Raw genomic sequence first — 14755 nt, forward strand, 5'->3', positions numbered from 1 at the left:
TACCTATAGCAGGTGGTACGGGCATAAAGGAAATATCGTGTTTCTTCTGTGATAACTGCTACTCCTTTTCCCTGGAGGCCGCCCTCGAATGGACCTTGGCTATCTGGAGCACTTTCGAGATCAGGGATACGCCGTCGTTCGCGGTCTGTTCGACCCCGGCGACGTCGCCGCCCTGGCAGCCGCCTTCGAGCGGGTCTACGCCCAGGGCCTGACCCACCACGCCAGCTATCGGGACGGCAACGTGCTGTTTCGCGTCGGCCAGGATCCGCGGCTCGGCCGGATTCTGCGCCTGGTCCAGTGGCCATCCTACTTCGATCCGGTTCTGGAAAGCTACCGACGCGATCCACGCATCCTGCGGGTGTTGGAGCCGCTGATCGGCGGCGATCTCAAGCAGATCATCAATCAGATGCACTGGAAGCCGCCCGGCGCTGCGACGACCGAGTTCAGCTACCACCAGGATATACATTTCCGGCGACCCCCCTCCGCCTACCGCGAGCCAGGCCGCTCCTACATCCAGACGGTGATCGCGGTCGACCCGCACAGGACCGAGAACGGTGCCATCACGGTCTATCCGGGCAGCCACAAGCTGGGCAAGCTGACCTTTCCCGAACGCGGCCGGATCATGGACGCCGCCCTCAGCGACAAGGATCTCAAGGCTCTGGGGCTGGACCCGCGACGCATCGTGCATCTGGAGCTCGACCCCGGCGATCTCGCGTTCTGGGGCCTCTACATGATCCACGGCTCGGGTCCCAACGTCTCGTCCATGGATCGCCGCACCTACGTCAACGGCTACGTGATCGCCGCCAATTGCGACCGCGGCGAATGGGCCTTTCGCGGCGGCCAGGGCGTGCCCCTGGGGGAACCGGTGCTGGTGCACTACGAGGATCTCCACAACCGCCCCGGCCCTTTCTATCTGGACGAAGAATAGAAGGGCGCTGGCGCGCACTGGGCTCACGCCACGGGCGGGACCAGCGACGGCATGGCACGCTGGCGGCAATCGCTGCGCTCGCAGAGCCGGCAGTTGATTCCCACCGGGACCACCGTCTCGGGGTCGTCCCAGCTCAAACCCTCGCTGTAGACGAGCTCTTCCGCATATGAGAGGTCGCAGCCGATCCCGATCACATAACGGGTCTCGGGCTCCCCGTAGCCGCCACCTGGCTTTGTGATGCTGCGCGCCAGGCAGAAGAAGCGGCTGCCGCCCGGCATTTCGGCGACCTGGCGCAGGATCCGCCCGGGTGCGGCGCCGGCGGCGTGAAGGTTCCAACGCGGACAGACTCCGCCGTAGCGGGCAATCCGCAGCCCGGACCCGCCGAAGCGCTTGGAGACGTTGCCCGCGGGATCTATGCGGACGAAGTGGAAGGGAATGCCGCGCTGCCCCGGCCGTTGCAGGGTCGTCAGTCGATGGCAGACTTGCTCGAAGCTGGCGCCGAAACGCTGCTGCAGGCGCTCCAGATCGTAGCGCAGCTCCCGCGCCGCAGTCACGAAGGGCTCGTACGGCAAGATCACCGCCCCCGCGAAGTAGGAGGTCAGGGCTTGGCGAAGCTTGGCGCCGGAGTCGCTGGCCGAAAGCGTCGTGCCTTCGATCAGCGGATCGAAGATGTGCCCGCAGCGCAGGGCGCCGATGCAGCGCGCCGTGTGGAAGGCCCGGCTGCTGGCCGGCAGGGCCTCGGAGAGGACGAGCCTGCCGCGAGCCTCGTCGAAAGCGGCCACGCCGCCGGCGAGGTCCCGGTCGGCGCCGATCTCCACCGCGACGCCGCAGGCCGTCTCGAGATAGGCCGCGAGGGCAAACTCGAGCGGCCGGCCGGCGAGCTCCGCCTGGTCCCAGAGGGCCTCGGCCGCAGCTTCCAGTTCCGGGAAGTGATTGTTGTGGTTCTGGATGAAGTCCATCACATCGTCGACCGCCGAGGCCAGGCCGCCGAGGCCGGTGAGGTCTTCGCCCTTGGCGAAATCGACCATGCGGTCGACGGCCTGGTCCAGACGGCCGGTCTCCTTGACCAGAATCTCCAGGAACCGCTGTCGCTGCGCCGCGTCCAGGTCGTCGTAGTCGCGCAGAATCTCCGAGAAGGAGCGGATCGAGGTGAGAACGGTCCTCAACTCGTGGGTCGAGGCCGAGATCAAGGCATCGTCGCTGAGTCTTTCGCTGACCGCGTCGAGGTCCGCGCGCAGATTGCGGTAGCCCTGGTAGAGCGCGATCATGGCCTGGCCCAGCACCGGCGCCGCGCCGACCGCGTCGCTCAGATCCTTGGGCGCGAGTTCGAAGGAGGCGAAGAGCGGATCGCGGAGGATCTCGACGAGGTCGGTGACGATGCGCGCGTCCTCGTCCTCGGCAAAGACCTGCAGATCGACGTCGTAGCCCTCGGCCAGCTTCATCTGCAGCGAGCGGGTCAGGGGCCTCTGGTTGTGCTCGATCAGATTGAGGTAGCTGGGCGAGATGCCCAGCCGCTTGGCCATGTCGACCTGAGTCACGCCCTGCGCACGGCGCAGCCGTCTGACCTTGCTCCCAAGATGTGTGCGATCGCTCATAGCCCGCGCCCACGGCCCCGGATTTTTACGAGATTTACAATTTGGCCATGGTTTCTCAGGGTCAATTTACACACCGAAAGGCTGAAAACCAAGGGTCTTGTTGACTGGGTTAACGAATTGTGGGATTTTTACAAGCAAGACCAAAAAGGATGCAGCCCGCTCTAAGGGCGATCTCTACCGGGGGGAGGCGACGCGCAAGGGAGACAGGAAGCTCCCCCGCGTCACGGGTGAAGGGCGGCGCTCACCAAGCTTGGCGGCGCCCATCGGATCACCCGGGCCATTCCCCCGATTCGCTGGAGCCGGCTGGCCGGTGTCACGGAGGCGTGACGCCGGCGGTCAAGGCTTGGACCCCTCCTTTCTGGTCGGCCCCGGAGGCGCGGCGCGTCGGCAGGTTCTGCCTTGCGTTGCCCGGCCGGGCGAACACTTGGGGAAGACCGCTGCGGCCCGGCACCTCTCGCCGGCCTCTCTGCGGTCAATGCTAGTCCGGACCCAATGGAGGGGAGACGGCAAAGATGGAAGCAAAAGTTGTTTGGTTGTTTGCCTTCGTCGGCATGTACTGGGCGTACTGCATCTTCTGGGGTGTCAAGGGCGCCCTGCAGGCCAAGACGGCGAGCGACTACTTCATCGCCGGGCGCCGCATGTCGATGTGGGTGTTCGTCCTGGCGGCGACGGCGACGTCGTTCTCGGGATGGACCTTCATGGGCCATCCGGGGCTCGTCTATCGAGACGGGTTCCAGTACGCCTACGCGTCCTTCTACACCATCACGATTCCCTTCACGGGGGTCATGTTCCTGAAGCGGCAGTGGATCATCGGCAAGCGCTTCGGCTACGTCACGCCGGGCGAGATGCTGTCCGACTACTTCCGCGGCGACGCGATCCGGATTCTGACGGTGATCGTGGCCCTGCTGTTCTCGATCCCTTACCTGGGCGTGCAGCTCGGAGCCTCGGGCTTCCTGTTCAACGTGCTGACCATCACCGAAGGCAGCCCCGACGGCATCGTTTCCGCGACCGCGGGCATGTGGATCCTGTCCCTGGTGGTGCTGATCTACGTCGCCTCGGGCGGCCTGCGGGCAGTGGCCTACGTCGACACCCTGCAGTGCATTCTGCTGGCGCTCGGCATCATTGTCACCGGTATCATCGCGCTCAACCTGATCGGCGGTTGGGGGGCCATCAACGAGGGCTTCGCAACCCTCGCGGCCAGCGACGTCGGCAAGTGGGGGGTCACCGAAGACGGCCACAACGCCTACTTCGCGATCCCGGGCGTGATCCAGTTCACCGCGGGACTGGGCAAGGAGACGCCCGTCGGCGGCCTCTGGACCGGCATCATGGTGCTGACCTACATGTTCGCCCTGATGGGCATCCAGTCGGCGCCGGCCTTCTCGATGTGGTCCTTCTCCAACACCGACCCGCGGCCCTTCGCGCCGCAGCAGGTCTGGGCCTCGTCCTTCGCGATCGGCTTGATCCTGTTCTTCTTCACCGCCTTCCAGGGCATGGGCGCGCATCTCCTTGGCGCCAACCCGGCGGTGAACGAGGCGGGATTAGCGATTTCGCAGATCCTCGACGGTGAGGCGATCGCCGCCAAACCAGACTCGCTGGTGCCCTTCTACTTCAACCAGATCGCGGACAGCCTGCCCTGGTTGGTGGGCCTGCTGGCGGTCTGTGCCCTGGCCGCGATGCAGTCCACGGGTGCCGCTTATATGTCGACGGCGGGCGCAATGCTCACCCGCGACCTCTACAAGCGCTACCTGAACCCGGGTGCCTCGCACACCACCCAGAAGCTCTTCGGTCGCTTGGGCGTGGCCTTCATCGTCCTCTCGGCGCTGATCGTCGCGACCTTCTCGCGGGACGCCCTGGTTCTCCTGGGCGGTCTGGCGGTGGCCTTCGGCTTCCAGATGTGGCCGTCTCTGGCCGCCGTGTGCTGGTTCCCCTGGATCACCCGTCAGGGTGCCACCTGGGGTCTGGCCGCGGGCCTGATCGCGGTCATCGCGACCGAGAAGATTGCCGTCGACCTGACCGGCGGGGCTCTGCCCTGGGGCCGCTGGCCTTGGACGATCCACTCGGCGGGTTGGGGCATCATCTTCAACCTGGGCGTCTGCGTCATCGTCTCGGGGATGACCCAGAACTCGGCCGACCGCGAGCATCGCATGAAGTTCCACAACTTCCTGCGCGAGCACGCGAGCCTGCCGGCTTCCAAGAAGGGCCTGGTTCCGGTGGCCTGGATCATCACCCTCGCGTGGCTGTTCTTCGGCATCGGCCCCGGTGCGGTGATCGGCAACACGATCTTCGGCGTCCCGGGCGACTCCTCGACCTGGACCTTCGGCATGCCGTCGATCTGGGTCTGGCAGATCCTGTTCTGGATCCTTGGCGTCGGCATGATGTGGTTCCTGGCCTACAAGATGGAGATGTCGACCGTTCCGGAACGGGAGATCGAGGCCTTGACCGAGGATATCGGCGATGTCCACGCGCCGGCCGAGCAGGCCGGTGCCGGAGGCGCCGCCGACTGATCCCGTTGCGTAGACATCGGGCAATCGAGACTGGGGGAGGGGCTTGTCCCTCCCCCTTTTCTTTGGATAAGACAGGGCCCGCGGGCGCGCGGTAACATTCCGGAGCCTGCGGTCCGCTTACACGGGCCCTGGCGTGCGGCCTCCCGGCCAGCGGCGCGGAGAGGCGAGGGATCTGAGGGTGGCGGAGCTCTTCACCGAGAAGTATGCCCTGCTTTGGGTTCTGGCGTTGAGCTTGGCGCTGTTCCACTTCGTGCGGAACTTCGTCTGGGTGCTCGCCGTGCGACGCGCCGAGCGCGACGGCAATCAGGACGAGGAACGCCGGATCCGGCTGCGCCGGCGCGCCGGCGCGACCTCCGCCCTGCTATCCTTCGTGTTCTCCTACTTCTTCGTAATGCACGTGCTCTTCGGTGACGGATCATGAACGAAAGAGTGCTCAAGCGCTTCGTGGTGCTGATGGGGCTGCTGCTCCTGGTGACGGTCATCGCCTGGCCCTTCATGGAGAACTTCCTGCGCCAGGAGCCGGGCGACTACCACACCAAGCAGGGGGACCAGCAGCTGACCTCCGGCGAATTCGACCTGGCTCTGAAGAGCTTCGACCTGGCGTTGCAGGAGATGCCCGACCATCGCGGCGCCCTGATGGGCCGGGCCCTGGTCTTCATCCAGACCGAACGCTACGCCGAGGCCGTCGAGGAGCTAACCTACCTGATCGGCCGCCTGGAGGAGACTCTGGAGCCTGACGACACCACGGGTCGCGGCGCGCTCGCGGCCGCCTACGCCAACCGCGGCGTGGTCCACGACCGGGAAGCTCGCTACGAGGAGGCCCTGTTCGACTACGTCAGGTCATTGCAGGTCGACGAGGGCGTCACCGAGGGGCCGGGCATCTTCGACCAGATCCTCTACGGCTATCGGCCCTCGACGGTTCGGGACCGTGCCATCTATCTGCAAGAACAGCTCAGATTGCCGGAGGACCAGCGGGTCATGCGCGTTCCGGAGAAGGACGAGCTGCAGCGCATGCACAAGCCCTGAGACCCGGCCCGGCGGGGCCGTCAGGGACCCGGCGCGAACCTGACCACGCCGAGGACGTCCTGCAGCAGCACCATGATGAAGAAGACGGCCGCGATGCAGCCGAAGAGCAGCCGGACGAAGTCGGTCTTGCCCTCTTCGTCGCGGTAGCGGATGCCGTTGACGGCGATGAAGCCGGTCACCGCGAGGAAGACGATGTTGATGGGCATTTCCCATGCCCCGGCGAACTCGAACATGGCGGCAACCTAAACGGCCGGCGTGCCCGGCTCAAGCCGCCAGCGCGACGCTCGCCGCCCTCACCCGGGGCCGGGCGTCAGGATCCGCGCAAGTCGGTTCGCGGCGTTGGGCGCAGTTCCTCTTCCGAGAAGAAGGGCGGCGTGACCGACGTGGCCGGCGCGCTCGGCTTGGCGGTGTCGACGGGCGCCGCCCGGGTCGCTGTCGCAGCGGTTCCATGGGTCGCGAAGTGGCTCACCAGGATGCCGCCGCCGACTGCCAGCATGATGACGCACAGCGCGATCGCCAGGCGCCGGCTGCCCAGCGCCGCGGCACGGTGGTACTCGCTGTCGTAGCGGTGGAAATAGGGATGCCGCGCATTCAGCTCGTCGCGTTCCTCGTGCTCCAGGACGCGGCGCGCGAAGTGCTTGGCCCAATGCGGAACCCGGTTCTGCATCATGAAGCCGTGGAAGATCGTATCGGTCTGGGCCTCCGGCATGTCGCAGCCGTGCCACTCGTAGTAGGCGAGCTGGAGCAACTGAAATTCGCCGATCTCAAGGATGTTCGCCGCATGGGCGATCAGCGCACGGTCTTCGTTTTCGTCCTGGTCCGGGCGGATCAAGGTCTGCAGGAAGTTGGGCATTTTCCCTCCGGTTCGTCGTGCAGGCCGCGCTTCCTCCAAAGGGTCCGATCCGGGCTCACAGATCCAGACCAAGGTTTTATCTGAACAACCCTTACAATTAGTATAGTGCCCGGCGCGCCGAATCCCAGAGGCCTTGGGATCGGACTCTTTTCAAGTTCTCGGGAGCCGCCGCCGGCTTTGCGGCCGGGCCTCCGGAGCAGATCTTCGCGGGGAAGGGCCGGCATGCAGTCGCAGACCAAGATCTTCTCTCAACTTGTTCGCGACTACATGCGCAAGGGGGGCCTCGTGCTGCCTGCGGAGACCACCGTGGCCCAGCTGATCGCCGAGATGGTCCGGCGCAAGCGCACCAGCGCCCTGGTCACCGACCGCGAGGGCCGGCTCAGCGGCATCATCACCGAGCAGGACATCACTCGCCGGATCGCCCTGCGGTGCAGCGGCGAAGAGCCGGCGACCGCGGTCATGACCGCGCCGGTCGAGAGCGTCAGCCGCGACGACTACCTCTACGTGGCGATCGCGCGCATGCGGCGCTTCGGTTGGCGGCACATGCCGGTCACCGATCCGGAGGAGCGCCCGGTCGGAATCATCGATCTGAACGCGGCCCTGGCGGTCGCCGCGGAGCAGATCCTCCGTCAGATCGACCGGATCGTTCACGAGAACAGCCTGGACGGCCTGCGCGAGGTCAAGGCGGCCCAGGTCGAGGTCGCCGACGAACTGTTCCGCGACCGGGTCCCGGCACCGGAGATCCAGGCGGTGCTGAGCGACATCAACCGCGGCATCCATCGCCGCGTGATCCGGCGCAACCTGGCGGCGATGCGCGACACCGGCTGGGGCGAGCCGCCGGTGCCCTTCGCGCTGCTGATCATGGGCTCGGGCGGCCGCGGCGAGAGCTTCCTCTATCCGGACCAGGACAACGGCTTCATCCTGGACGACTATCCCGACTCCGAGCACGAGCGGATCGACGGCTTTTTCATCGAGCTGGCCGAACGCATGACCCTGGAGCTCGACCAGATCGGCTTTCCCTACTGCAACGGCTACGTCATGGCGACAAACCCGCTGTGGCGCAAGAGCCGCAGCCAGTGGGCCGCGCAGCTGCGCTACTGGGGCCGGAAGCGCAGCGAGATCGCGGTCCAGCTCTCGGACATCTTCTTCGACTTCACCTGCGGCTACGGCGACGCGAACATGGTCCGCGAGCTGCGCACCCGGGTCACCGAGATGCTGCGAGCGAGTCCCGGGTTCCTGCAGGAGATGCAGGCCGAGGTGCGTAACCAAGGCGTCGCCCTCGGCTGGTTCGGGCGCCTGCAGACCGAGACCGAGAAAAAGGAGTTCAAGGGCAAAATCAACCTCAAGCATCGCGGCACCCTTCCGCTGGTGTCCTGCGTCCGGCTGCTGGCGTTGCGCGAAGGGGTGGAGGCGACCTCGACCCTGGGGCGGATCGGCGCCCTGCACGACAAGGGGGTCTTCGACCGCGATACCCAGGACTACCTCAAAGGCGCTTTCCGCCACATTACCGGCCTGTTGCTGCGCCAGCAGATCGCCGACTTCAAGGCCGGCGAGAGCGTCAGCAACTACACCCACCCCGACGATCTCTCCGAACGTGAAAAGGACATCCTGATCGATTCCTTCCGGGCGATCGAAGGGCTGCGCGACCGGGTCTACGCGGAGTTCACCGGCGACGTCTTCTGAGCCCTCGGCTCAGCGGCCCTTGAAGGCGGGAGGGCGGCGTTCCTTCCAGGCGGCCAAGCCTTCGCCGAGGTCGTGGCTGCCCGTAACCCGGGCGAACTGTTCGGCCTCCACCTGCAGGCCCTCGCCGATGGTCGCGTTGAGCCCGCGGGTCACCGCCCTCAGGATGCTGGCGACCGCCAGAGGTGAATGGCGCAGGATTCGTCCTGCCAGCGCGCGGGCGGCGGGCAGCAGCTCGACCTGCGGAACAACCGCGTTCACCAGGCCCAGGTCCAGCGCCTTGGAGGCCGGGAAGCTTTCGCCGGTCAGCAGCAGCTCGAGCGCCCGCTTGCGGCCCGCCAGACGCGGCAGGCGCTGGGTGCCGCCGAAAGTCGGCGGCATCCCCAGGCGGATTTCCGGCTTGGCGAAGACCGCGGCTTCGCTGGCGATGGCCAGGGGCACGGCCTCCGTGATCTCGCAGCCGCCGCCGAAGGCCAGGCCGTTGACCGCGGCGATGATCGGCTTCTCGAAGGCCTCCAGGCGCGCGGTCATGGCCTGGCCGCGGCGGACGAAGTTCCGCAGCGCGGCGTCTGCTCCCTGGCGCAGGCTCTCGGAGAACTCGTGGATGTCGGCGCCGGCCGAGAAGGCCGTTTCGCCCGCGCCGGTCAGGATAATCGCCCGCACGTCGGCGTCCGCCTCGAGGGCGTCGAGCCGGTCTAGGAGGGCGTCGGCCATCGCGTAGCTGATGGCGTTCAGCTTCTCCGGCCGGTTGAGGGTCAGCGTGGCGATGCCCTCGGCGATCTCGCAGATGATCGGGCTCGGCATGACGGGCGCTCCTTCGATCTCGGGAGGCGCCACTGTCCGATCCGCGCTCCGGCCCGGCAAACGAGTTGTCTGCAGCCGGACTTGAAGCTTTTTCAGGTCCCGCCCAGCTACTTCGCGGCGGTCCCGAAGGCGGCCCGAGCGGCTTCGGGATAGGGCAGGGTGAAGGCGAAGCGGGCGCCCGCGCCGGGCTCGCTCTCGACCCAGATCCGGCCACCGAAGTGCTCGACGATCTGCCGGCAGATCGGCAAGCCCAGGCCGGTGCCCTGGAGGTTGTGCGCCAGGTCTTCGCGCAGGGCCTGGAACTTCTCGAAGGCGCGGCGCTGCTCCTCGCGGGACAGGCCGGCGCCGTTGTCGGCGACCACCACCAGGAGATCCGCCGCGCGCGGCTGCGCCTCGACCGTCACCCGGCCGGCCTCGGGATCGCAGAACTTCACCGCGTTGGACAGCAGGTTCACTGTGACCTGAACCAGCCGGTCCCGGTCGGCGTGGACCTCGGGGAGACGGTTCGGCAGGCCCACCTCCAGCTCGACCCCGCGCTCCCGGAACAGGGCGTGGGTTGCGGCGATCGCCTCCTCGATCGCCGCTCCCGGTTCGAAGTCGGCCATGTTCCACTCCATGCTGCCGGCCTCCATCTTGGCCAGGTCGAGGATCTGGTTGATCAGCCGGGTCAGGCGCTCGCTCTCCTTGATGATGACGTTAAGGAACTCGCCACGCTGGGCCAGGTCGAGCGAGGGATTGTCGTAGAGAATCTCGCTGAACGAGCGGATCGAGGTCAGCGGCGTGCGCAGCTCGTGGCTGACCGTCGAGATGAAGTCGTCCTTCAAGCGGTCCAGTTCGGTCAGGCGCCGGTTGGCGGCGCGCAGCTCGGAGTAGGCGTGCTCCAGCTCGCTCGACTTCTGCTCCAGGCGGTGGCTGTACTCGATCACCTGTGAGGTCTCGTCGAGGATCTTCATGACCTCGTCGATCCGGATCATCTCGCCCTTGACGACGGAGGCGAGCATGACCCTCGCCGAGGCCGCCCCGATCGCGCCCGCCAGCAGTCGCTCGGTGAAGTGCAGCAGCCTGGAATCAGCCTCCTCCAGCTTGTCCAGGTTGAAGTTGCGCTCCGCGGCATAGCGGGCGAAGGCGCGGTCGGCGGGCTGCTTGCCGAGAAAGCGCACGACCACGTCGTAGACGTCGGCGAAGGTCGCGGTGCCGCGCCAAAGGCCCGAGCCGCGCTGGCTCTCGCTGTGGCGGAAGACGTCGACGAAGATCGCCGCCTGGATCCGCTCCAGGGCGGTCTCCCGGCCGAAGAGCGAGCCGACGATGTAGCCGCCGATATTGCCGAGCAGGCTCCAGAAAAGGGCGTGGGTGACGTGGTCCAGGCCCTCCAGGCCAAAGAGCCGGTAGGGATGCAGGAGCTCGATCCCGAAGGGCCCGAGCTCGACAAAGGTGATGCTGAGCCAGCCGGAGCGGGCCATGGACGGCAGGAAGAGGGTGTAGGCCCAGAGCGCGAAGCCGAGGCTGAGGCCGATCAGGGCGCCGGTCCGGGTGCCGCCTTTCCAGAAGATGCCGCCGATGATGGCCGGGGCGAACTGGGCCGCGGCGGCGAAGGAGACCAGGCCGATGGTGACCAGGGCGTAGGACTCGCCGATGTAGCGGTAGTAGATGTAGCTCATCGCGAGAATCACGATGATGCTGCCGCGCCGGATCGCCAGCAGCAGGCCGGTCAGGTCGCGTTCCTCGGACAGGCGCAGCCAGGGCATGCGCAGCAGGGTCGGCATGACCAGGTCGTTGCAGACCATGGTGCTCAGCGCGATGGTCGCGACGATCACCATGCCGGTGGCCGCGGAGAGGCCGCCGATGAAGACCAGGAGCGCCAGGCCGTCCCGCTCGGCGGCAAGCGGCAGGGTGAGCACGAAGGTATCGGCATCGACGCTGCCGTCTGGGAACTGCATCAGGCCGGCCAGCGCGATCGGCAGCACGAAGATGTTGATCACCAGCAGGTAGAGCGGGAAGAGCCAGACCGCCTTGTGCAGGTGCCGCTCGTCGACGTTCTCGACCACGGTCACTTGGAACTGCCGCGGCAGGCAGATGATCGCGGCCATCGACAGCAGGGTCAGCGTCACCCACTGGCTGTAGCCGCCGTCGCTGTCCACGCTGAAGAGGCGGGCGATCTGGGGCTCGGCGCCGGCCACGGCGAAGAGGTCCGCGAAGCCGCCGTAGAGGCCGAAGGTGACGAAGATCCCGACTGCGAGGAAGGCGAGCAACTTGACGATGGATTCGAAGGCGATCGCCGCGACCATGCCCTCGTGATGCTCGGCCGCGTCGATCTGGCGGGTCCCGAAGAGGATCGTGAAGATCGCCAGGGCGGTGGTCACCAGGAAGGCGGTATCGGCGGGGAAGGGCACCTCGAAGATGGGTGGCGTGGCTTCGAGGTTGGGATAGTGCAGCAGCAGGTTGAAGCTGGTCGAGACGGCTTTCAACTGCAGCGCGATGTACGGCATGATCCCGACCACGGCGATCACGGTGACCAGGCCCGAGATCATCGTGCTCTTGCCGTAGCGTGAGGAGATGAAGTCGGCGATCGAGGTGATCCGATTGACCTTGCTGATCCGCAGGATCTTCGCCAGCACGAACCACCAGAGCACGAAGGTCAGGGTCGGGCCGAGGTAGATCGGCAGGAAGGCGACCCCGTCCTGGGCCGCCCGGCCGACGCTGCCGTAGAAGGTCCAGGAGGTGCAGTAGACCGCGATCGACAGCGTATAGATGTAGGGGTTGGCGATCAGGCTGCGGCCCTCTTGGGCGCGCTTGTCGCCGTAATACGCGATCGCGAAGAGCAGGCAGAGGTAGGCGCAGGCGACGGGCAGGACAACCCAGCCGGACAGCATGGCTCAGCCCCCGTCTCGGGCCACGGATTCCTGCCTGGCCGAGTCCGGCCGTCCGGCCAGGGGACGGTGGCCGGGGACCCGCCGCCAGCGTTCCGAGGTCAGGGCGGTCAAGCCGATCAGCGCGGCCCAGGCCGCGAAGAGATAGATGTAGAGCAGCGGGATGCCGAAGAGCGAGCCCGGCCCGTCGAAGATCGACAGCAGGGGTGGGCTCAGCAGGACCAGGCCCAGAAGAAACAGGGCCAGGTGGCGTTCGCCTCTGGTTCCGCGCCTCGGCATGCGCTTGGTCCTCGATGGTCCATCGCACTTGGGTCTGACCGGCCAAGTCTACACCTGCCGGCGAAGCTTGGCACTGGGGAGGAAATGGTTGGAATCACTAAAATTCCTCCTGCCGCCGCCGGATCTCGACCATCTCCTCGGAGGCATGGAAGGCGGCACCCAGGGTGGTGATGCCGCGCGCCTCGAGCAGCTTGAGCATGGCCAGGAAGACCTCGGCGGTGACCATTGTGTCCCCCATCGCGGTATGCCGGCCCCAGACCTCGACACCCAGACGCTCGGCGATCGCGTCCAGGGTGTGGTTCTGCTCCTCCGGATGCAGCCAGACCGAAAGCAGCAGGGTGTCCAGCACCGGATTGTCGAAGACGACGTTGCAGGCGCTTTCCTTGAGCCGAAGGAACTTCATGTCGAAGGCGGCGTTGTGGGCGATCAGCACCGCGTCGGCGGCGAAGAGGTGGAACTGGGGCAGGACCGTCTGTGCGGCGGGCACGTCCTGCACCATCTCGTCGGTGATCCCATGAAAGCGGATCGAGGCCTTGGGAATCGGCTTGCCCGGGTTGACGAGGCGTTCGAAGGTCTCGCCGCTAAGGACTCGTCCGTTCACGATGCGCACCCCGGCGATCTGGATGATCTCGTCGCCGCCGGAGGGGTTGAGGCCCGTGGTCTCGGTATCGAAGACGACGTAGGACAGCTCGGAGAGCACGCGGTCTCCGGCCGCCGCCAGCGGGGCCTGCCGCTGGAACAGGTCGAAGTCGTAGAACTCCGGCCGCGGCGGCAGAGCGCCTGGCGCCTCGGGGCCGCCCGGCGGCACGCCCGACGGCAGGGCGAGACGCAGGCCCGGCTTGGCCCCTCGATCGCCCAGGGACCACACCTCGGCACCGTGCTGCTCGAGGACCTCCTGGAGCGAGCCTGCGGTCGCCGAATCCTCGAGCCGCTCTTGGAGCCAGCGATCCAGCTCGCGCTGGGCCAGCGGTCCGCTCGGCCAACGCAGGTCGAGGGCGCTGTGGTTGTCGAGTTGGACCGCCTCCAGGGTGAAGCTCTTCGGCTTCAAGGACGCCGACAGCTTCAGGATCAAGCGGTTCAGGACCCATTGCAGGGCGAGGCTGTCGCCCCGAAGCCAGACCGCGCCGCCGCCGACCTCAAGGCGTGGGCCGGCCTCGGCCTCGAGCTCATCCTTCAGGGAGTCGAAAAGATCCTGAGCCAAGACGTTGCCCAGCAGCAGGGCTTCGGACTTGAGCGCTTCGTAGGACTCGGTCAGCGTCTCCAGCTGATCGCTGAGCCGCAAGCTCTCCTCGGCGACCACGCGGTCGAAGGCGCGCCGGCGCGCGCTGTCCAGCTCCGGGTGCTCGATCAACATCTCGACCGCCGCCCTCAGGTTGGCGAGGGGGGCGCGAAAGCCCTCCGTGGCCCGGCGCAGCAGAAGGTCCCGTCTGGCAAAGCGGGCCCGCTCCCGTCCGGCCTCGGAAAAGACCACCACGTAGCCCCGCGCCGCGCCCTGGGAATCGAAGATCAAGGTCATCCGGCCATGCAGGAGATTGCTGGTCGTCTTGGCCAGGCACAGCAGCTCGGCGGTCTCGGGATGCTGCGCCGAAGCCTCGCCCGTGGCGCGCCGGCGCAGGCGGCTCAGGGCGTGGCAAACCGCCTCCTCTCCGACCAGCTCGAGCACCGAGCGGCCCAGGCCCGTCGTCTCGGGGGCCTCCAGGGCCAGCTGCGCGGCCTTGTTGTAGAGCAGGATCTTGTGATCGAGGTTGCAGACCACGACCGCCTCGCTGAGGTCGCGCAGGATCGCTTCCAGCCAGCCGCGCTGCTCTTCGCTGCGGGCGCTGGCGCCCGCCATGGCTTTGACCACCTCGCTGCGCGCCGTCCTCAGCTCGCGGCTGACTTCCTTGATGGCCTCGTGCAGCGGGCCCAGGGTATGGGCCTCGGCGATCTCTACGCCCGCCTCGGCGCCGGCCCGGCTGACCGTATGGAGCCGGCTGGTCAGCCGCGACAGCGGACGCACCAGACGTTGTTCGACGATCACCCAGGCCACCGCCGTGGCGGCGACCAGGCCGAGCGCCAGAACGACGCCAAACAGCAGGACCATCCCGGGTAGGTGAGACTCGCTACCGCTCAGGGTCACGAAGGCGAAGCTGGCAAGCCCCAGGACCGCACTCAGCCCCAAGATGCCGAGGGCGAGGAAAATCAGGACAAAAAAGCGCCGTGTCGTCATTCCCCGGTGA

General features: G+C 66.8%; 12 protein-coding genes. 5 read left to right on the forward strand and 7 right to left on the reverse strand.

Annotation, left to right across the window (positions count from 1 at the left end; genetic code table 11):
• Positions 1–88 precede the first annotated feature (88 nt).
• Entirely contained in the window at positions 89–928 is an 840-nt protein-coding gene (locus QNJ30_21305; protein MDJ0945993.1) for a phytanoyl-CoA dioxygenase family protein, read from the forward strand.
• Between the two features lie 23 nt (positions 929–951).
• Here the strand turns inward: QNJ30_21305 and QNJ30_21310 are convergent, their stop codons facing one another.
• Positions 952–2523, reverse strand: a complete 1572-nt coding sequence (locus tag QNJ30_21310; protein MDJ0945994.1) for a short-chain fatty acyl-CoA regulator family protein — start codon at positions 2521–2523, stop codon at positions 952–954.
• Positions 2524–3035: 512 nt separating this feature from the next.
• Here QNJ30_21310 and QNJ30_21315 point away from each other — a divergent pair.
• The 3 genes from QNJ30_21315 to QNJ30_21325 all read left to right on the forward strand — a co-directional run bounded on the left by QNJ30_21315 (position 3036) and on the right by QNJ30_21325 (position 6053).
• Entirely contained in the window at positions 3036–5027 is a 1992-nt protein-coding gene (locus QNJ30_21315) for a sodium:solute symporter family protein (protein MDJ0945995.1), read from the forward strand.
• Positions 5028–5205: 178 nt separating this feature from the next.
• The gene (locus QNJ30_21320) at positions 5206–5448 is read left to right on the forward strand and encodes a hypothetical protein (protein ID MDJ0945996.1); all 243 of its coding nucleotides are present in this window, start codon (positions 5206–5208) and stop codon (positions 5446–5448) included.
• Positions 5445–6053: a tetratricopeptide repeat protein gene (locus QNJ30_21325; GenBank protein ID MDJ0945997.1), complete on the forward strand. Its 609-nt coding sequence runs from the start codon at positions 5445–5447 to the stop codon at positions 6051–6053. The genes QNJ30_21320 and QNJ30_21325 overlap by 4 nt, the downstream gene beginning before the upstream one ends.
• 20 nt (positions 6054–6073) lie before the next feature.
• Here QNJ30_21325 and QNJ30_21330 read toward each other — a convergent pair whose 3' ends face one another.
• Positions 6074–6286 (reverse strand): hypothetical protein, encoded by a 213-nt coding sequence (locus tag QNJ30_21330; protein MDJ0945998.1) that lies wholly within the window; start codon positions 6284–6286, stop codon positions 6074–6076.
• A 77-nt stretch (positions 6287–6363) separates the two neighbouring features.
• Complete coding sequence (locus tag QNJ30_21335; protein ID MDJ0945999.1) at positions 6364–6906, reverse strand: hypothetical protein; 543 nt, start codon at positions 6904–6906, stop codon at positions 6364–6366.
• Positions 6907–7128: 222 nt separating this feature from the next.
• Between QNJ30_21335 and QNJ30_21340 the strand changes: the two genes are divergently transcribed.
• A complete protein-coding gene (locus QNJ30_21340; protein MDJ0946000.1) occupies positions 7129–8589 on the forward strand; it encodes a putative nucleotidyltransferase substrate binding domain-containing protein in 1461 nt (486 codons plus the stop codon).
• A 9-nt stretch (positions 8590–8598) separates the two neighbouring features.
• On the opposite strand, the gene QNJ30_21345 is transcribed toward QNJ30_21340, so the two are convergent.
• The 4 genes from QNJ30_21345 to QNJ30_21360 all read right to left on the reverse strand — a co-directional run bounded on the left by QNJ30_21345 (position 8599) and on the right by QNJ30_21360 (position 14745).
• Entirely contained in the window at positions 8599–9390 is a 792-nt protein-coding gene (locus tag QNJ30_21345; GenBank protein MDJ0946001.1) for a crotonase/enoyl-CoA hydratase family protein, read from the reverse strand.
• A 107-nt stretch (positions 9391–9497) separates the two neighbouring features.
• Entirely contained in the window at positions 9498–12260 is a 2763-nt protein-coding gene (locus QNJ30_21350) for a sensor histidine kinase (GenBank protein MDJ0946002.1), read from the reverse strand.
• Positions 12261–12263: 3 nt separating this feature from the next.
• Positions 12264–12536 carry a hypothetical protein gene (locus tag QNJ30_21355; GenBank protein MDJ0946003.1) on the reverse strand — a complete coding sequence of 91 codons (273 nt, stop codon included), beginning with the start codon at positions 12534–12536 and terminating at the stop codon, positions 12264–12266.
• A gap of 97 nt (positions 12537–12633) precedes the next feature.
• Complete coding sequence (locus QNJ30_21360; protein MDJ0946004.1) at positions 12634–14745, reverse strand: exonuclease domain-containing protein; 2112 nt, start codon at positions 14743–14745, stop codon at positions 12634–12636.
• Between the last annotated feature and the right edge of the window lie 10 nt (positions 14746–14755).

Source organism: Kiloniellales bacterium, assembly GCA_030066685.1.
Classification (GTDB): Bacteria; Pseudomonadota; Alphaproteobacteria; order Kiloniellales; family JAKSBE01; genus JAKSBE01.